12 protein-coding genes are annotated in these 18,864 nt (G+C 64.6%); 11 read left to right on the forward strand and 1 reads right to left on the reverse strand.

Annotated elements, in window-relative coordinates:
- The 4 genes from AC24R4_RS09565 (at nucleotide 1) to AC24R4_RS09580 (ending at nucleotide 5,454) form a co-directional block, all read left to right on the forward strand.
- Entirely contained in the window at nucleotides 1-1,158 is a 1,158-nt protein-coding gene (locus AC24R4_RS09565; RefSeq protein WP_153949438.1) for an efflux RND transporter periplasmic adaptor subunit, read from the forward strand.
- A gap of 6 nt (nucleotides 1,159-1,164) precedes the next feature.
- Nucleotides 1,165-4,281 (forward strand): efflux RND transporter permease subunit, encoded by a 3,117-nt coding sequence (locus AC24R4_RS09570; protein ID WP_400392844.1) that lies wholly within the window; start codon nucleotides 1,165-1,167, stop codon nucleotides 4,279-4,281.
- A gap of 96 nt (nucleotides 4,282-4,377) precedes the next feature.
- Nucleotides 4,378-4,743 carry a DUF2880 domain-containing protein gene (locus AC24R4_RS09575; RefSeq protein ID WP_400392842.1) on the forward strand — a complete coding sequence of 122 codons (366 nt, stop codon included), beginning with the start codon at nucleotides 4,378-4,380 and terminating at the stop codon, nucleotides 4,741-4,743.
- Between the two features lie 213 nt (nucleotides 4,744-4,956).
- Entirely contained in the window at nucleotides 4,957-5,454 is a 498-nt protein-coding gene (locus tag AC24R4_RS09580; RefSeq protein WP_400392840.1) for a DUF1579 domain-containing protein, read from the forward strand.
- A 52-nt stretch (nucleotides 5,455-5,506) separates the two neighbouring features.
- Here the strand turns inward: AC24R4_RS09580 and AC24R4_RS09585 are convergent, their stop codons facing one another.
- Nucleotides 5,507-5,830: a hypothetical protein gene (locus tag AC24R4_RS09585; RefSeq protein WP_400392838.1), complete on the reverse strand. Its 324-nt coding sequence runs from the start codon at nucleotides 5,828-5,830 to the stop codon at nucleotides 5,507-5,509.
- Between the two features lie 223 nt (nucleotides 5,831-6,053).
- On the opposite strand from AC24R4_RS09585, the gene imuA reads away from it, so the two are divergent.
- The 7 genes from imuA to AC24R4_RS09620 all read left to right on the forward strand — a co-directional run bounded on the left by imuA (nucleotide 6,054) and on the right by AC24R4_RS09620 (nucleotide 18,834).
- Nucleotides 6,054-6,938, forward strand: coding sequence for a translesion DNA synthesis-associated protein ImuA (gene imuA, locus AC24R4_RS09590; RefSeq protein ID WP_400392836.1), 885 nt, complete (start codon nucleotides 6,054-6,056; stop codon nucleotides 6,936-6,938).
- The gene (locus AC24R4_RS09595) at nucleotides 6,871-8,442 is read left to right on the forward strand and encodes a Y-family DNA polymerase (RefSeq protein ID WP_400392834.1); all 1,572 of its coding nucleotides are present in this window, start codon (nucleotides 6,871-6,873) and stop codon (nucleotides 8,440-8,442) included. Before imuA ends, AC24R4_RS09595 begins: the two co-directional genes overlap by 68 nt.
- Before the next feature lie 18 nt (nucleotides 8,443-8,460).
- Nucleotides 8,461-11,892 (forward strand): error-prone DNA polymerase, encoded by a 3,432-nt coding sequence (locus tag AC24R4_RS09600; RefSeq protein ID WP_400392832.1) that lies wholly within the window; start codon nucleotides 8,461-8,463, stop codon nucleotides 11,890-11,892.
- Between the two features lie 226 nt (nucleotides 11,893-12,118).
- Nucleotides 12,119-14,614, forward strand: coding sequence for a type VI secretion system Vgr family protein (locus AC24R4_RS09605; protein ID WP_487522841.1), 2,496 nt, complete (start codon nucleotides 12,119-12,121; stop codon nucleotides 14,612-14,614).
- A 38-nt stretch (nucleotides 14,615-14,652) separates the two neighbouring features.
- Nucleotides 14,653-16,551: an alpha/beta hydrolase gene (locus AC24R4_RS09610; protein ID WP_487522842.1), complete on the forward strand. Its 1,899-nt coding sequence runs from the start codon at nucleotides 14,653-14,655 to the stop codon at nucleotides 16,549-16,551.
- 98 nt (nucleotides 16,552-16,649) lie between these two features.
- Entirely contained in the window at nucleotides 16,650-17,648 is a 999-nt protein-coding gene (locus tag AC24R4_RS09615; RefSeq protein WP_487522843.1) for a T6SS immunity protein Tli4 family protein, read from the forward strand.
- Between the two features lie 85 nt (nucleotides 17,649-17,733).
- The gene (locus tag AC24R4_RS09620) at nucleotides 17,734-18,834 is read left to right on the forward strand and encodes a T6SS immunity protein Tli4 family protein (protein WP_487522844.1); all 1,101 of its coding nucleotides are present in this window, start codon (nucleotides 17,734-17,736) and stop codon (nucleotides 18,832-18,834) included.
- The last annotated feature ends 30 nt before the right edge of the window (nucleotides 18,835-18,864 follow it).

Raw genomic sequence — 18,864 nt, forward strand, 5'->3', positions numbered from 1 at the left:
ATGCGTCCCTCTCATTCCCTGCTTTCCATTGCCGCCGCCGTCGTGATGGTGATGTCGCTGGCCGGCTGCTCCAAGGAACCCGAAGCCGTTGCCGAGGCGCCCAAGCTGCCGCCCGGCATCGTCAAGGCCGAAGACAACCTGCAGAAGACCCTCAAGGTGGCACCCGTGGCATCGTCCCCGTTCAGCGAGATGCTGCGCGTGGCGGGCCGTATCGACTTCGACGAACAGCGTGTGTCGCGCATCGGCGCCACCGTCACCGGCCGTGTGACCGATCTCTACGCCATCCTGGGCGATGAAGTGAAGGCCGGCCAGGTGCTGGCCCGGCTGCACAGCAGCGAACTTGGCGCCGCGCAGATGGCCTTCCTGAAGGCCGAGGCCCAGAACGACCTGCAGGCCCGCAATGCCGAGCGTGCGCGGCAGCTGTTCGACGCCGACGTGATCGGCCGCGCCGAACTGCAGCGCCGCCAGAGCGAATATGCGATTGCCGCCGCGGAGATGCGCGCCTATCGCGACCAGCTGCGCGTGCTGGGCATGTCCGCGCAGGCCATTGCCACGCTGGCGAAGAACGGCAGCATCGAGTCGTATTCGCCGGTGTTTTCCAGCATCAGCGGCACCGTGGTGGAGCGCAACGTGGCCCAGGGCCAGGTGGTGCAGCCGGCCGACGCGCTGTACACCGTGGCCGACCTGTCGCGGGTCTGGGTGGTGGCCGAGGTGCCCGAGCAGCAGGCGGCCCAGGTGGCCGAAGGCCAGGCTGTCGACATCGAGGTGCCGTCCCTGGCCAATACCAACGGCCGCATCACGGGCAAGCTGATCTACGTGGGCCGTACCGTGAATCCGCAATCGCGCACGGTGCTGGTCCGTACCGAGCTGGAGAACAAGGAAGGGCGCCTGAAGCCGGCCATGCTGGCCAGCATGCTGATCGCGGGCAAGCCCGTGGATACGCTGGTGGTGCCCGGTTCCGCCGTGGTGCGCGACGGCAACGACGAGCAGGTCTACGTGGAAACGGCGCCCGGCCAGTATCGCCTGACCAAGGTGAAGCTGGGTTCGGAAAGCGACGGCATGCGCGTGGTGCAGAGCGGTATCAAGGCGGGCGATCGCGTGGTCGTGGAGGGTGCGTTCCACCTCGACAACGAACGCAAGCGCCTGGAACAGGGGTAAGCCGCCATGATGACATCGCTTGTGGAGGCCGCGATCAAGCAGCGGCTGGTGGTGTGCGTGGTGGCGGTGGTGCTGTTCTTCTTTGGCCTGCGCGCGGCCGGCAAGCTGTCGGTCGATGCCTTCCCGGACGTGACCAACGTCCAGGTGCAGATCGCCACCGAAGCCACCGGCCGCTCGCCCGAGGAGGTGGAGCGCTTTGTCACCGTGCCCATCGAAATGTCGATGACCGGCCTGCCCGGACTCGAGGAGATGCGGTCGCTGAACAAGGCCGGCCTGTCGCTGATCACGCTCGTGTTCACGGACAAGACCGACGTCTACTTCGCGCGGCAGCTCGTCATGGAGCGGCTGATCGAGGTGTCCGGCCGCATGCCGGAAGGCGTGACGCCGGTGCTGGGTCCGGTGTCCACCGGGCTGGGCGAGGTCTACCAGTACACGCTGGACCGCCCCGACGACGGTGACCGCGAACTGACGCAGGAAGAGCTGGCCGAGCGCCGCATCGCGCAGGACTGGGTGGTGCGCCCGCTGCTGCGATCGATCCCGGGCGTGGCCGAAATCAACTCGCAGGGCGGCTACGTGCGGCAGTACCAGGCACTGGTCAACCCGGAGCGCATGCGGCATTACGAGGTCAGCCTGCAGCAGGTGTACCAGGCGCTGGCGCGCAATAACGCCAACTCGGGCGGCGGCGTGCTGCCGCACTACGCGGAGCAGTACCTGATTCGCGGCGTGGGGCTGGCCAAGGGCGTGGACGATATCGGCAGCATCGTGCTCAAGGAGATCAATGGCACGCCGGTCTACCTGCGCGACGTGGCGCAGGTGACGATCGGCCACGAGGTGCGCCAGGGGGCCGTGGTCAAGAACGGCCAGACCGAAGCCGTGGGCGGCATCGTGATGATGATGCGCGCCGGCAACGCCAAGGAGGTGGTGAGCCGCGTCAAGACGCGTGTGGCGGAGATCAACGAGAAGGGCATGATCCCCGGCGGCCTCCAGATCGTGCCGTACTACGACCGCAGCGAGCTGGTGGACGCCGCGCTGTGGACGGTCACCAAGGTGCTGCTCGAAGGCGTGGTGCTGGTGGTGATCGTGCTGTTCCTGTTCCTGGGGGACGTGCGCTCGTCGGTCATCGTGCTGGCCACGCTGGTGCTGACGCCGTTGCTGACGTTCATGGTGATGAACCGGATCGGGCTGTCGGCCAACCTGATGTCGCTGGGCGGGCTGGCCATCGCCATCGGCCTGATGGTGGATGGCTCGGTGGTGGTCGTCGAGAACGCGTTCGAGCGGCTGGGCCATGCGGACAAGTCGGGGCTGACCCGCAACCAGATCCTGGTCAAGGCGGTGCAGGAAGTGGCCACGCCGGTGATTGTCGGTGTGGGCATCATCATCCTGGTGTTCCTGCCGCTGATGACGCTGCAGGGCATGGAAGGCAAGATGTTCGCGCCGCTGGCCATCACGATCTCGATTGCGCTGGCCATCTCGCTGTTCCTGTCGCTGACGCTGTCGCCGGTGCTGTCGTCGTACCTGCTCAAGGGCGGTGCCGAGCATGACACGCGCGTGATCGCGTTCATGAAGCGGCACTACCTGCGCATGCTGCACTGGGCGCTGCGCAACAGCAGGAAGACGGTGCTGTCGGCGGTGGGCCTGTTCGCGGCCACGGTGATGATCGTACCGATGCTCGGGACGTCGTTCATTCCGGAGATGAAGGAAGGGTCGATCGTGCCGGCGCTGGACCGCGTGCCGAACATCTCGCTCGAAGAGTCGATCAAGCTGGAACGGCAGGCCAACAAGCTGGTGCTGGAGGTGCCGGGCGTGAAGTCGGTGGTGTCCGGCGTGGGCCGTGGCGAAAGCCCGGCCGATCCGCAGGGCCAGAACGAGTCGACGCCGATCGCCAGCCTCAAGGACCGCGACGAGTGGCCGGAGGGCTGGACGCAGGACGACATCGCCAGCGCCATCCGCGAAAAGCTCAAGGCCATACCGGGCGTGCAGATCGTGATGGCGCAGCCGATCTCGGACCGCGTGGACGAGATGGTCAGCGGCGTGCGTTCCGATATCGCCGTGAAGATCTTTGGCGATGATCTCGACCGCCTTCGCGGCCTGGCCGGCGAGATCGCGCGCGTGGCGGGCGGCATCAAGGGCGCAGAGGATGTACGTATCGAGCGGATTTCGGGCCAGCAGTACCTGTCGATCGAGATCGATCGCCAGGCGATTGCGCGCTACGGGCTGAACGTGTCGGACATCCACGACATCATCGAGATCGCCATCGGCGGCAAGCGCGCCACGGACATCTTCGAGGGCGAGCGCCGCTTTGCGGCGGCGGTGCGCCTGCCGGAGGAGTTCCGCGGCAACGTGCAGGCCATCCGCCAGTTGCTGGTGCAGGCGCCCGATGGCGTCCAGGTGCCGCTGCAGAGCGTGGCGAAGATCGAGGTCAGCGATGGCCCGGCGCAGATCAGCCGCGAAATGGCCAAGCGCCGCGTGGTGGTGATGATCAACGTGAAGGACCGCGATCTGGGCGGCTTCGTGGCCGAACTGCAGTCCGCCACGGAGGCCAGGGTCAAGCTGCCCGAGGGCTACTACTACGAGTGGGGCGGCCAGTTCCAGAACATGGAGCGCGCCATGGGCCACCTGAAGCTGATCGTGCCGATCACCATCGCCGCGATCTTCTTCCTGCTGTTCCTGCTGTTCAACTCGCTGCGTTTTGCCACGCTGATCATCACGGTGCTGCCGTTTGCATCGATCGGCGGCATCATCGGGCTGTTCGTCACCGGCGAATACCTGTCGGTGCCGGCTTCGGTGGGCTTTATCGCGCTGTGGGGCATGGCGGTGCTGAACGGGGTGGTGCTGGTGTCGTACATCCGCACGCTGCGCGAGTCGGGCATGTCGCTGCGCAATGCGGTGGTGCGCGGCGCCACCCAGCGATTCCGGCCGGTGATGATGACCGCCACCATCGCCATGCTGGGCCTGGTGCCGTTCCTGTTCTCGGACGGCCCGGGCTCGGAGGTGCAGCGGCCGCTGGCCGTGGTGGTGATCGGCGGGCTGATTACGTCGACATTGCTGACGCTGGTGATGGTGCCCACGCTGTATCGCTGGTTCGACGACCGCAAGCCCGAATCGCGCGACATGTCCGTGTAATGGCGTGAGCCCGTAAGGGATTTTCGCCGCAGTACAATGGCAACCGGCCGGCATGCAGCGCGCGTGCCGGCCGTTTTCGTTCTGGAGTACACACCTGTGACAACACACCTGCGCCGCAATCTCGTGCGGGCCCTGGCTTGCGTGGCCATCGGACTGCCGATGGTGGCAGCCGCCGCCGATGCACCGGTCAATATCGAAATGGGTCAGCGTGGCGGCAGGCCGGAAGCGCCCGAGGCGCCAGTGGCCTGCATGGAGGCCGTCAAGGCCAGGCTGCCGAACCCCGACAAGTTCCGCTGGGTGCAAGGCACCTCGCGCCGCGTGGCGGAGGATGTCTACAGCGTGGTGGGCAGCATCGAATTCGTGAACCAGGCCGGCGAGGCGCGCAAGGGCGAAGCCCAGTGCGACGTGATGCGCGCACCGGGCAACCAGTTCATCGTGCCGAAGGTTCGCCTGCCGCAGTAATCGGCTGGCAGCGGGCGGTCAGCCCGTTTCGGGCGAAGCTGAACTCCGTCTCAAGCGCCCTCCATCATCCCAAGTGATGCGAGCGCCTCAAGATTAAGTTTTTGTCATGCTGCCACACCGATGTGGACATCGTTCCGATCATCTCCTAGGATTTGTGTACGCTGTACACAAGACGGCGAGATCGATCCGAACTCATCCACCGGAGACTTAAGCATGCAAGTCGAAATCACCAAGGAACACCGCTGGCTACACCGGCTGGTTGGCAACTGGACAGCCGAAGGCGAAGCCCAGATGGGCCCCGAAGGCCCGGCCGAGAAGTGGAAGATTCCCGAGCAGGTCAGCAAGGTTGGCGACAGCTGGGTGCAGACCCGCTCCGAAGGCGAATTCCCCGGCTGCGGGCCGGCCGTAACGGTCATGACGCTGGGCTACGACCCCGCCCGCCAGCACTTCGTGGGTACCTTCATCGGTTCGATGATGACCCACATGTGGGTCTACGAGGGCGACCTGGAAGCCGACGGCAACACGCTGACCCTGCGCGCCGATGGTCCGGCGTTCGGCCCGGATGGCACCGTGGTGCCGGGCAAGATGGCGAAGTATCGCGATGTGATGGCGTTTCAGGACGACGACAACCGCACGCTGACGTCATTCATGCAGACCGACAACGGCGAGTGGATCCAGATCATGCAGGCCCGCTACCGGCGGGACAGGTAGCCGGTGCACCCCGTCGTGGCGCCGCCGCCGGTCCTCCGGCGGCCGGCCTGCATCAGGCCCGGTCCAGCTCGTTGCTGTTCCACCAGGCCTCCAGCAGCGGCTGGAAGCGGTCGTCGGGGGCTGGCGGAGTTCGCGTGCTCTTGCGTGCCGGCGGCAACTGGCGTCCGGTCAGCTGATAGAAGACGGCAGCGGGCGGCGTGCCGGGGCCGTAGGGCACATGGTCGATCACGCTCATCTGCCGCGCGGCTTTCAGGGCGCGCGTGGTCTCCTCGGCGGACAGGCCGCAGGCGTCGGCCAGCCCGTCACGGCGCACCGGGCCCTGACGCTGCAAACCTTCGATCAGCAGATGCACGCATTCGCGCGTATTCCTTTTCATGCCGCGCATTTTTCCGCACTGCCTGACACTTCACAATGACACTTGACACTTGTTTGCAATCGTCCGCCCGGAAGTGTGGCAAGGACGCAAAAATCACTTCGCAAGCGTCGATTCAGGCACTTGAATAGCGTACCCCTTGCGCCGGCCCCGATACTGTATAAACATACAGTATTCGACGAATTCCTATGTCCGCGCCGACTGCGCGTGGGCCGACCACCCGATCATGACCCCCGTCCCGCATGGGCAGCCTTCGCTTCTGGCGGAGGACCATGCGCCCCCATCCTCCCCGCTGGCCGAGCCGCCCCGCGAATCGGTGCGCGAACTCGAACAGCGGTATCCCGGCCTGTGGCGCGCGGGCCAGCTGGGCCGTGCCGGCCGGCTGCCCGTCTGTCCGACCGGCTATGACGCGCTGACCGCCGAGTTGCCGGGCGGCGGCTGGCCGGCCGGTGCGGTGACGGAACTGCTGCTGACGCAGGATGGCGCGGGCGAATTGCGCCTGCTGATGCCGGCGCTGCGCATGCTGGCGGCCGGCGGGCGGCGCATCGCGCTGGTCAATCCGCCTTACCTGCCGAATGCTGGCGGACTGGCGGGCGGATTGGACGATGACCGCCTGCCCGCACGGCAGCTCTACTGGGTGCGGCCGCCGGTGGCCGCCACGATGGCCTCGCAGCGCACGGACATGCTCTGGGCGGCCGAGCAGATGCTGCGCAGCCAGGCGTTCGGCGCGGTGCTGGTGTGGCTGGCCGGCGCGCGCCCCGAGGCGCTGCGGCGCCTGCAGGTGCTGGCGCAGGCCGGCGATACCGTGGTGTGGGTGTTGCGGCCCATGCGGGTGCTGCACGATTCGTCGCCGGCGGTGCTGCGGCTGGCGCTGTCGCCGCAGCCCGGCAACCTGATGTCGATCACCTTCCACAAGCGGCGCGGCCCGGTGCGCGATACGCCGTTGCTGTTGCCACTCGAAGGCATGGCCCATGTGCCCCGGCGCACGGGCATGCCTGCCGTTCCCACGCCCGCCGTCGCGGCGGGTCTCGATCCGATTGCCCATGACGTACTGGATCGCGGTGCATCTGCCGCGCCTGCCGCTGGACGCGCTGCAGCCGAGCTGGCCTGAGCCCGCCGACACCCCCGCCGCGCATGGCAACGGTACGCTGCAGCAACTGCCGGTGGCCGTGATGGCGCACGAGCGCGTGGTGCTGGCCAATGGCCCGGCCGCGGCGCTGGGCGTGTGCTACGGCATGCGGCGCGGCGGCGTGCAGGCGTTGTCGGCCGATGTGGTGCAGCTTGAACGCGATCCGGCCGCCGAGACCGGTCTGGTGACATCCGTGGCGCTGACGCTGTTGCATTTCACGCCGGCCGTGACGATCGACCCGGAACCCGAATCGGCCACGGTGATGCTCGACGTCACGGCCAGCCTGCGGCTGTTCGGCGGGCATCGCGCGCTGTGCCGGGCGATCCGCACCCGCGTGCGGCAACTGGGCACGTTCGTGCAGGTTGGCAGCGGCACCACGGCGCAGGGCGCGGCATGGCTGGCGCGCCAGCCGCTGCGCAAGACGCCGCGCGGCATCGTCCGGCCGGCCCGGCGCGCGGTGCAGGCGCCGCGCATGATGCGCCTGCTGGACCGCCTGCCCGTGACCTGCCTGCAGGCGTACACCGATCCGGACTGGCTCGAAGGCGTTGGCTGCCATACGCTTGGGCAGGTGCGGCAGCTGCCGCGCGCGGGTTTGTCGCGCCGTATCGGCACCGAACTGCTGGCGCGGCTGGACCAGGCCTATGGCAAGGTTCCGTCGGGCTTTGCATGGTTCGAAGCGCCGCCCGCGTTTGCACAACGCATGGAGCTGCCGGGCCGCATCGAATCGGCCGAAGGCGTGCTGGCCGGGGCGCAGCGGCTGCTGCTGGCGCTGTCGGGCTGGTTGGCGGCGCAGCAGGCCGGCGTGACGCGTTGCGTGCTGGTGCTGGAACACGAACGCTACCGGCTGGGCGAGGACACCGACAGCACGCCGGTGCCGCTGGCGCTGGCGCAGCCGAGCCGCGACCCCGTGCATCTGTCGAAGCTGCTGCGCGAGAAGCTCGACAAGGTGCGTTTTCATGCGCCGGTAGGCGGCCTGGGGCTGCGCGTGGAGACGATGGAAACCTGCGTGCCGCAGAGCGATTCGCTGTTTCCGGAGCCCGGCGCCGAACCGGCCGAGCTGGGCCGGCTGATCGATACGCTGGTCGCCCGGCTGGGCCGCGACAACGTGCTGCAGCCACAGCCGCTGGCCGACCATCGTCCCGAGCGCGCCAACCAGTGGTGCCCGGTGGGCGAGACGCCCGCGCGCGCACCGGCCACGGGCGCCTTGCCGCCGGAGCGGCCGCTCTGGCTGCTGGAAGCGCCGCAGCCGCTGCGTGTGGAAAAGCACCGTCCCGTGTACCAGGGGCCATTGGTCATGCTGACGCGCCCCGAGCGCATCGAGGCCGGCTGGTGGGATGGCGGCCTGGCCACGCGCGACTATTTCATTGCCGAACGCGCCGACGGGCTGCGCTGCTGGGTCTATCGCGAACGCCCCGGCCGCCCCATGCGCGACGGGCAGGAAGACGGCGGCGAATACCGCTGGTTCCTGCACGGCCTGTTTGCCTGAGTGCCCCGGAGCTTGGCGATGTTGCCCGGATTGTCTTCCCTGTTGCCGTCGTTGCCCGACTATGTCGAGCTGCACTGCATTTCCAACTTCACGTTCCTGACTGGCGCGTCGCATCCGCAGGAACTGATTTCCCGCGCGTTCCAGCTGGGCTACAGCGGCCTGGCGCTGACCGACGAGTGTTCGGTGGCCGGCACCGCCCGCGCGCACCACGCCATCAAGGTCTTGCGCGAGGACATGTGGGAAGCCGTGGCCCGCAGCGCGCGGCGCCTGGCGGCGGGGCAGGGGGCGGGCGACGTGGACGATGTGGAGGACATCGTGGCCTTCGTCGAGGAAGACGACGAGGAGGGCGGCGAGGGTGGCGAGGAGGAAGGGACGCCGGTCGACTTCGGCGAAGACCCCGATGCCGCGGCACGCCGGCACGCGATGCTTGAAACGCTGGCCGCCGCGGCCGACGCGTTCAACCTGATCATCGGCAGCCGCTTCACGCTGACGGCGGCACCGGGCGACACCATGCCGCCGCCCCGCCTGGTGCTGCTGGCGCAGAACCGCGAGGGCTTTGGCAATCTCAGCGAGTTCATCACGCTCGGGCGCCGGCGCGCCGACAAGGGCAGCTACGTGCTGTATCCGTCCGATATCGCCGATCCACAGCCCGACGTGCATCACCTGCGCGGCATGCCCGATTGCCTGGCGATCCTGCTGCCCGACTACTGCGCCGATGCCGAGGTGTTGCGCGCACAGGCGCGATGGTGCCGCGACGTGTTCGGCGACCGCGTATCGATCGCGCTGGAACTGCTGCAGGGCCATGCCGAAGCGTTGCACCGCGAACGCCTGCAGCAGGTGTCGCGCGATACCGGCGTGCCGCTGGTGGCCACCGGGGCGGTCAACATGCATGTGCGGTCGCGCAAGCCGCTGTCCGATGTGCTGACCGCCATCCGGTTGGGCCAGCCGCTGCCGGCCTGCGGCATGGCACTGGCGCCCAATGCCGAAGCCCACCTGCGCATGCGGCAGGTGCTGTCGCGGCTCTATCCGCGCGAGGCGCTGGCGCGCACGCTGCAGATCGCCGACCAGTGCCGGTTTTCGCTCGACACATTGCGCTACGAATATCCCGAGGAACTGGTGCCCGACGGGCTGACGCCGATCGGCTATCTGCGGCAGGCGGTCAGTAAGGGCATCGACGAACGATTCCCGCACGGCATGGAGCCCGAATGGGAAAAGCAGCTCGAAGGCGAGCTGGAACTGATCGAAGAGAAGCGCTACGAGCCATTCTTCCTGACCGTCTACGACATCGTCAGCCATGCGCGCAAGCTGGGCATCCTGTGCCAGGGACGCGGCTCGGCGGCCAATTCACTGGTCTGCTACTGCCTGCATATCACCGAGGTCAGCCCCGAGCAGGCCAACCTGCTGTTCGGGCGCTTCCTGTCGCGCGAGCGCGACGAGCCGCCCGATATCGACGTCGACTTCGAGCACCAGCGGCGCGAGGAAGTCATCCAGTACATCTACGACAAGTACGGCCGCCACCGTGCCGCGCTGGCGGCGTCGCTGATCACCTATCGGTCGCGCAGCGCGTTGCGCGACGTGGGGCGCGCGCTCGGCATCGACCCGAGCGTGGTGGAGCAGGTGGTCAAGGGCCAGGCGTGGTGGGACGGCGGCACCGAATTCATCGAGCGGATATCCCGCTACGGGCTGGACCCCGATTCGCCGGCCGTGCGGCAATGGGCCAGCCTGACCGAGCAGTTGCGCGGCTTCCCGCGCCACCTGTCGCAGCACGTGGGCGGCTTTGTGATCGCCCGGCACAAGCTGTCGCGGCTGGTGCCGATCGAGAACGCCGCCATGAAGGATCGCAGCGTGATCCAGTGGGACAAGGACGATCTGGAATCGCTGGGCCTGCTCAAGGTGGATGTGCTGGCGCTGGGCATGCTGACCGCCATCCGGCGTGCGCTGGCGATGATCCCGAATCCCGAGCCCGATCGCGCGGGTCTGCCCACGCGCATGGAAGACCTGCCCGAGACCGACGATGCCACCTACGCGATGATCTGCAAGGCCGACACCATTGGCGTGTTCCAGATCGAATCGCGCGCGCAGCAGTCGATGCTGCCGCGCCTGCAGCCGCGCCAGTACTACGACCTGGTGGTGGAAGTGGCGATCGTGCGGCCGGGGCCGATCCAGGGCGGCATGGTGCATCCCTACCTGAAGCGGCGCGAGGACCTGCGCCGCACGGGCAAGCTGCCCACCTACTTCAACGACGTGATCCGTCGTGTGCTGGGCCGCACGCTGGGTATTCCGATCTTCCAGGAACAGGTCATGCAGCTGGCCATCGAGGCGGCCGGCTTCACGCCGGGCCAGGCCGACCAGCTGCGCCGCTCGATGGCCGCGTGGCGCCGCCGGGGCGACCTGAAGAAACACCAGGACGCGCTGGTGCGTGCACTGACGTCGCGCGGCTACCCGGAGGCCTTCGCGCTGGCCATCTGCAAGCAGATCGAGGGGTTTGGCGAATACGGGTTCCCGGAAAGCCATGCGGCCAGCTTCGCCAAGCTGGTCTACGTGAGCGCCTGGATCAAGTGCCACCACCCCGACGCGTTCCTGTGCGCGCTGCTCAACAGCCTGCCGATGGGATTCTATTCGGCATCGCAACTGGTGCAGGACGCGCGCCGCCACAAGGTGGAAGCGCTGCCCGTGGACGTGACGGTCAGCGGCTGGGAAAGCGCGCTGGAACCGCAGCGGCCGGGGCGGCCGCATCGCGACGTACGGCTGGGCATGAATCGCGTGAAGGGCATGCGCGAGGCCGCCGCGCTGCGCATCGAGGCCGCGCGTGCCGAACGGCCCTTCGAGAGCGTGGAAGACCTGGCGCGCCGCGCGCGGCTCGATGCCCACGATATCGACGTGCTGGCCGCGGCCGACGCGCTGGTGTCGCTGGCCGGCCATCGGCGCCAGGCACGCTGGCATGCGCGTGGCGCCGCGGTGCAGACCGCGCATCGCGACCTGCTGCACGAGGCGCCGCCCCAGGAACTGGCGCTGGCGCTGCCCGAACCGAAGATCGGCGAGGACGTGGCGGCCGACTATGCGAGCCTGGGCCTGTCACTGAAATGCCACCCGCTGACACTGCTGCGACGCCGACTGACCGCGCTCAAGTACATCACCGCACAGCAGCTGTCACGCCTGGGCAACGGCCGCCGCGTGCGGGCCTGCGGCATCGTGACGGTGCGCCAGCGCCCCTCCACGGCCAGCGGCACGATCTTCACGTCCATCGAGGATGAAACCGGATCGATCAACGTGATCATCTGGCCCGACCTGGTCGAACGCCAGCGCAAGGAGGTCCTGGGCGCCACGCTGCTGGGCGTGATCGGCACCTGGCAGCGGCAGGGCGACGTGAAGCACCTGGTGGCCCAGGAGCTGGTGGACCTGAGCCCGCTGCTGGGCAGGCTGATGGTGGGGAGCCGGGATTTTCATTGACATCGGAATGTTCCGAGTGGCGATGGCGGGGACAGCCCGCTACCGGTGAATTTCGGCTCCGTATATCGGCAAAAATTGATTTCAGGATTTCGTTTGAGTTAGTTGTAGAGAACGCGAAACCAATATTCCCCGCTGGTTTGAAACCGGATAACGTGCGCCGCGAGGTGCGTGGCTTGTGTGCCGCCCCCCGTTCGCAGGGTTCGTCTCAAATCACGGAGCAGGGAACATGGCTGGTGTCGTGGATACGCTCAGTACGGTTGGCAGGGCGCTGCAAGGCGCGTTGACGGGGCGGCAGTCCTATCATCTCGACGTCCCCGCCGCACCGGATGCCGCGGCATTGTCGGTGGTGTCATTCGAAGCCACTGAACGCCTGGGCGAGCCATATCGCCTCAAGGCGGTGCTGACACATCCGCTGGAACTGGTGCGCGAGAATTACCTGCGCAAGCCGGCCACGTTCAGGGTGACGCCAGCGGACGGATCGGTGCCGCGCCTGTTCTCCGGCTGGATCTCGCAATTCTCGCGAACCCGGACCACCCGCGATTTCTGTGCCTACGAAATGGAGCTGCGGCCCACCGTGGCCTTGCTTGAATTGACCACGGCCAGTCGCATCTACCAGCAGAAGACGGCACTGCAGATCATCGAGTCCATCCTGCGTGGCCACGGCCTGGAAGGCCACCAGTTCGCGTTCCGGACGCGCCGCGAATATCCCGAGCACAAGTTCCGGCTTCAGTACCAGATGACGGACTGGGATTTCGTCCGGCTGCTCATGGAGCAGGAGGGGCTGTACAGCTACTTCGTGCCGAGCCGGTTCGGTACCCATCTCGGCGAGGTCTTTACCGTCGCCGATGATATCGACCACTACATCTACCAGCCGGCGCTGCATGTGCCGTATCGCGAGACGGCCGGTCTGGAATCTGGCGCCGAGACCGTGTTTTCGCTGCAGACCCATGCGCGGACCGTGGCGGCGTCATTCGTGACCGCCGACTACAACCCGGACCATGCCTACGAGCGGTTAAGGGACGAGGCCAATCTCGCCTTCCATGACAAGGGAAACTACGGCCAGCCCTATGTCTTTGGCACCCATCACCTGGACTGGAAAGGTGCCAAATGGGAGGCGCAGCTTCGTCATGAGGCGGCACTGGCCGGCCAGATCGTCTACGAGGGGGAGAGCAATGTCCTGGAACTCTGCCCCGCCCGCATCCTGCGCCTGGATGCGGTGCTACCCGACGCGCCGCACGGACAGGTTGTTACCGAGGTCATTCACAAGGGTGGGCGAGACCAGGCTTATCGCAACACGTACAAGGCCATTCCGTCGGGGCGGCGCTATCGTCTGCCGATCGACGAAAGAAAGTGGCCGCGCATCGCCGGTACGCTGAGCGGCAGGATCAGCGCGCCAGACCGGTACAAGTACGCCTATCTGACCGGGGAGGGGCGCTACGTTGTCCGCTTCGACTTCGATTTCGACGCGTGGCGCAAAGGCGGCGAAAGCGTGCCGCTGCGACTGGCCAAGCCTTTTGCCGGCGGTCTGCAGACCGGCTTTCACTTTCCGCTGCTCGATGGTACCGAGGTCGCCATTGCCTTCCACGACGGCAATCCGAACCGTCCTTACATCGCGCACGCCCTGCACAACAGCGTGCAACCGGACCTCATTACCCATGAAGGCCGCTGGCCATCGCGCAATGTCATCCGTACCCAGCGCAACAACAAGCTGCGCATGGACGATTGGGAGGGCCATGAGGGCATCAAGCTGTCGACGGAATACGGCGGCAAGAGCCAGCTCAACCTTGGGTACCTCGTCGATGCGGACAGCAAGCAACGCGGGGATGGCTTTGAACTGAGGACGTCGGGGTGGGGTGCCATCCGTGCAGGCAAGGGTGTGCTGATCTCGGCGGACGATCAGCCCGCGGCGAGCGGGCAGCAACTGGAGATGGAGCGCGTCCGGAGCCTGCTGCAGCAGGCGCTGCAGTCGAGCGAAGCGCTGGCGGAAGCGGCCAGGACGGCGCAAGCGGAGGCAGCGGACTGCGCCCGCCAGAGGGCCCTGCTGGACGATACGCTGGACCAGCTCAAACGCGCCGGGCTGCTGGCCACCGCGCCAGCCGGCATGGCGCTGGCGTCGGGCGCCGATCTTCAACTTTCGGCCAGCGAGAATTTGATTGCGACGGCCACGAACCATGTCGACGTGAGTGCGATCAAGCGATTCACGGTGGCGGCGGGAGAGCGTATCTCCATGTTCGCCCAACGACTGGGCATCAAGCTGTTCGCTGCCCGGGGCAAGGTGGAGATACAGGCGCAGCGCGACGAAATGCGACTGATGGCGGACCAGAACATCACCGTCACCAGCGCCAACGGGCGGGTCGTGATCGAGGCCAAGGATGAGTTGCTGCTCAAGTGCGGGGGCTCGTATCTCCGCATGTCTGCGACCGGCATTGAAGACGGAACGCGCGGGGAACGCACGATCCGGTCCAATGGCATGGCGCGGCAGGGGCCGGCCTCGCTGGCGCAGTCGATGAACGAAATGCCCAGGACGGCCTTCAACGACGCCTACGTGCTCCGTAACGAGATCACCGGGGATCCGTTGCGGGACCACCCTTACGAGATCCTGCGCGACGACGGGTCGAGAATCGCGGGCGTGACCGATGCATCCGGCAGGACTTCCGTCCAGAAGAACCAGGATGTCGAGCGCATCAGGATTCGGATTCTTCCTAAGGCGGGCAAGGCGTGAACCGCCTGCCCGACTGTCACCCTTCTTCTATTTGAACGATGGATAGTCCGCAAAGAACCGATCCGCAAGCGCCAGCCGATGTGTCGCACGACGGCGCCGGCCAGACCGTCCGGCTCCCCACCGGCCTTGACTTCGACGGCACGCCAATGGCGTCCGCCGTGCTGACGCCTGACAGCGATCGGTGCGTCAAGGAGATTCACTGCGATCCGCGAACGCCCATACCGGTCATTTTTCTGCCGGGGGTGATGGGGAGTTTGTTGGCGAATAGTCAGACCGGTGAATCGGTCTGGTATCCGGCCAACATGGATGGTGTCTTCTCTGGCTTAGCGGGCTTCTTCTCTGTCCTGGCCGGGTGGTTACAGGGTGCCGCCTCGCGCGCTGCCCGCTTCGACCCGGAGCCCGCGGTAGTGGACCCTCGTGGTCCCTTGATTTCCATCGACGAAGCCAAGCTCGGCATCGACGCCGCCGAAGCACGCCGGCGTGGCTGGAGCACCCTGCATCGCTGGAGCTACCAATCGACGTTGGAATGGTTGCAGGTGACGCTGAATAAGCCGATGCAGTATGGCGAGCCCATTGGCGAGTGGGCGAATGGAAGCGAAGACGGCGAGAAGTCGGCCCTGAAGCCCGTACTGGGTACCCACCCGTCGGAATACGGTGGGTACGGCGCCGGTGAAGCCCTGACACTGGATTCCGAAGTATTCAAGACCTTTGTCAGCTATCGATATCCGGTCTATGCCATCGGCTACAACTTTCTGCAATCGAACGAACTTTCGGGCAGGGACGTACTTGATGGGGTTGATTTCAAGGACGAAGAAACCCAGACGGTGACCCGCATCATGGGTATCCGCGAGATCTGCAGAGAAAACCATACGGACAAGGCCATCATCGTTACCCATTCGATGGGTGGTTTGGTGGCGCGCATGGCTGCCGTGCTATGCGGCGGCGCCGACGACATGCTTGCCGTGCTGCACGGCGCCCAGCCGGCCACGGGTGCCCCAGTGTTTGCCAGACGATTTCGTGCTGGCGGCGAAGGGAGAAGCGGCCTGGAGACGTTCATCAATCAGAGTCTGTTCGGTGCCAATGCACGGGAGTTCGTCGCGGTGGCCAGCTATGCGCAAGGACCGATGGAGTTGGCACCAATGCCCGATTACAACAACGGAGAGCCGTGGTGGATCGTGGTGGATGCCAAGGGGCGTGAGCGATTGCGGTTTCCGGAAACAAGCGCGTTGGAGGATCTATATATCAGCGATGCGTGGTATGGGTTGTTGCCAGATCCGAAGCTGCTGGATCCGGCGGGGGTGGTGGCGAAACGTCTGAATACGGAACGTCGTGGCATCAAGATTCATGAGAACTACAAGACGATAATGAAGCTCGTGGTGAACAGGCAAAAAGCCATTAGTGATACGTATCACCCTAATACCTTTGCAATGTACGGAAGCGGTGCACTTGAAGCAGCATCTAGCGAAGTCGCGGAGATAGCTACCAAGCGGGAAATCAGTCGACTGGAATCTGAGTTATTGACCTTCGGAAAAGTGATCTGGCGAGGCGATATTCCCGACGACATCTCGCCGGAAGAACTGAAGCGTGCGGAGTTAGAGGAAGACGATCACAAAGGCGAACTGAAGCTGCGTGTGCGTGGACAGCTTGTCGTCTTGACCGTGTGGAAGGAGATGCGTCAGGCGGATCTGCGGAACGACGGCGTCAAGGACAGCGGTGTCATACCCGGCGATGGCACTGTGCCCGCGTGGTCTTCAGAAGCGCAAGCGCGGGGGCTTATTCCGGGCGTAGCGGGCCAGACGGCTCAAGGCGTGCAAATGGCATTCAGGCAAAAGGGTTACGAACACCAGTTCAGCTTCAGGCATCCTTGGACGCGGTGGGCCACGCTCTATAGCGTCGCACAGGCAGTCCATAAAGCGAAGACGGAAGGCCGCTCATGAGAAATTCATGCGCGGCAGCATACATACTCCGCCTCATCATGGCGATCCTTGCGGTGGGATTGAACGCTTGTGCCCCTTACCGATCCATCGAGCCAAATATGAAAGAGAATCCAGTAATTGCCAACCTGAAACCGTGGTGTATTGGACGAATGATTTTCGACAGGCCGGCAGAGAGCAGCATGTCGTATGAGAAGTACACGTATGCCGGCAACGACATCGCAATAAGGCAAAACGTAAGTCAGCACACGTTTATGCGTATGGTCGAAGCGAAAGAGGCAGAGTTAAGAAGCAGAAAACGAACGTACACCATCCCATACAAGGAAATGCTGGCGAAGGGGTTGAAATCCATGGACATCGAGACTAGCGCTCCATGGTTGGAAACAATGGCGTCACCATCTCCCCAGTCGCGGTTGTTTGTCTTCAAGAAGGATGAAGACGTTCCGAAAGACGTTTTTCAGGGTGAAGGGTACATTCTTGCTGCTACGACGCAATTGACGTTATCCGGTCTGCTGGGAAGAACTGCTATTCAGCGAGTGCTTCGCAACGATAGTGACTGGTACCGCCAAACAAGCTATCGCGAAGACTGGTCTGTTCCAACCGAACGAGGCTTCTGTATCAAAGGCGCGCTAATTGGTGGCGTGCCCCGCAGCACGGAATCTGTCGATCAGACTATCCTGTTGATGCCTGGCCGTCCTGCAACGTTCATCATCACAATGCGTAACTCGTTTGACATCGATCAGCAAGCCTCCCTGCTCAAAACCGTCCCCGACCTGCGCCGTCAATTGGATGGCCGCCTGCTGCTCAGCAAAGTGAAAGTGCTGCGCGAGCGCAAACGCGAGTTCGCCGGGATGCAGGCTGAAGAAGTGCTGCTATCGATGAAGGAGGATGGTGTCGAGGTTTTTCGCTTCTATCTGATGGCGCCGGGCACCGAGGATAACCGTGGAAGGCCATACACGACGATTCGATTGAATCTGGGAGGGATGCCTCGCGAAGGATTTCCTCCGGAGCAGGCCACTTCCCCCGTAGACGAAGCCGGCGCCCTTCAGGCCTGGGACACATTGCTCGACAGTTTCCGCCTGCGGCCTGGAGCACTTTGATGCGCTGGGTTTTGGGTCGGACGCGGTGGGCCACGCTCTATAGCGTGGCACTGGCAGTCCATAAAGCGAAGAAGGAGGGTCGCACATGAAACACTCATTCGCTGCAGCGTGCATGTTCCGCCTCCTCTTGGCTATTTTCGCAGTGGGATTGCACGCTTGTACCCCTTACCGATCGACCGAGCCTGATATGAAAGAAAATCCCGTTATCGCAGATATGCAGCCTTGGTGCATCGGACGGATGCTGTTTGGACGACCGACAGGCAGCAGCATGTCATATGAAAGGTACGAGTATGCCGGCAATGGCATTGCTTTCCAGTCGAATGTTACTTCACATTCTTTCCAGAAAACTCTGGAGAAGCGAGAACTAGAGCTGCGAACCTTAAAAAGAACCCGACTCATTCCATTCAAAGAGAAGGAAGCAAGAGGGCTTAAATCAATGTTCGTAGAAACCAGTGTTCCGTTGCTGGAGAAGATGACATCCCCGTCTTCTGATTCAAGACTGTTTATCTACAAAGATGATGCGGACCGTCAGGATGCCATGTTCGATCGAGAAGGATACATCCTCGTGGGCACAACGCAACTGAAGCTAACTGGCCTGCTTGGCAGCAAGGATGTAGAGAAATTTCACCGGCTCGACAGTGATTGGTACCGTCAAACCAAATATCGCGACGATTGGTTCGTACCAACCGAACGAGGCTTCTGTATCAAAGGCGCGCTAATTGGTGGCGTGCCCCGCAGCACGGAATCTGTCGATCAGACCATCCTGCTGATGCCGGGCCGCCCTGCAACGTTCATCATCAGTATGCGCAGTTCGCTCGACATCGATCAGCAAGCCTCCCTGCTCAAGGCCGTCCCTGACCTGCGCCGGGAGTTGGATGGCCGCCTGCTGCTCAGCAAAGTGAAAGTGCTGCGCGAGCGCAAACGGGAGTTCGCCGGGATGCAGGCCGAGGAAGTGTTGCTGTCGATGAAGGAGGATGGTGTTGAGGTTTTTCGCTTCTATCTGATGGCACCGGGCACCGAGGATGACCATGGCCGGCCATACACGGAAATCCAGTTGGACCTGGGTGCCGAGCCCAGCGAGGACTTTCCGGTAGAACTGGCCACTTCCCCCGTAGACGAAGCCGGCGCCCTTCAGGCCTGGGACACATTGCTCGACAGTTTCCGCCTGCGGCCTGGAGCACTTTGATGCACCGCAATTCGGTTGGACGGAGCAACC

The sequence above is a fragment of the Cupriavidus sp. CER-90 genome (assembly GCF_057652055.1).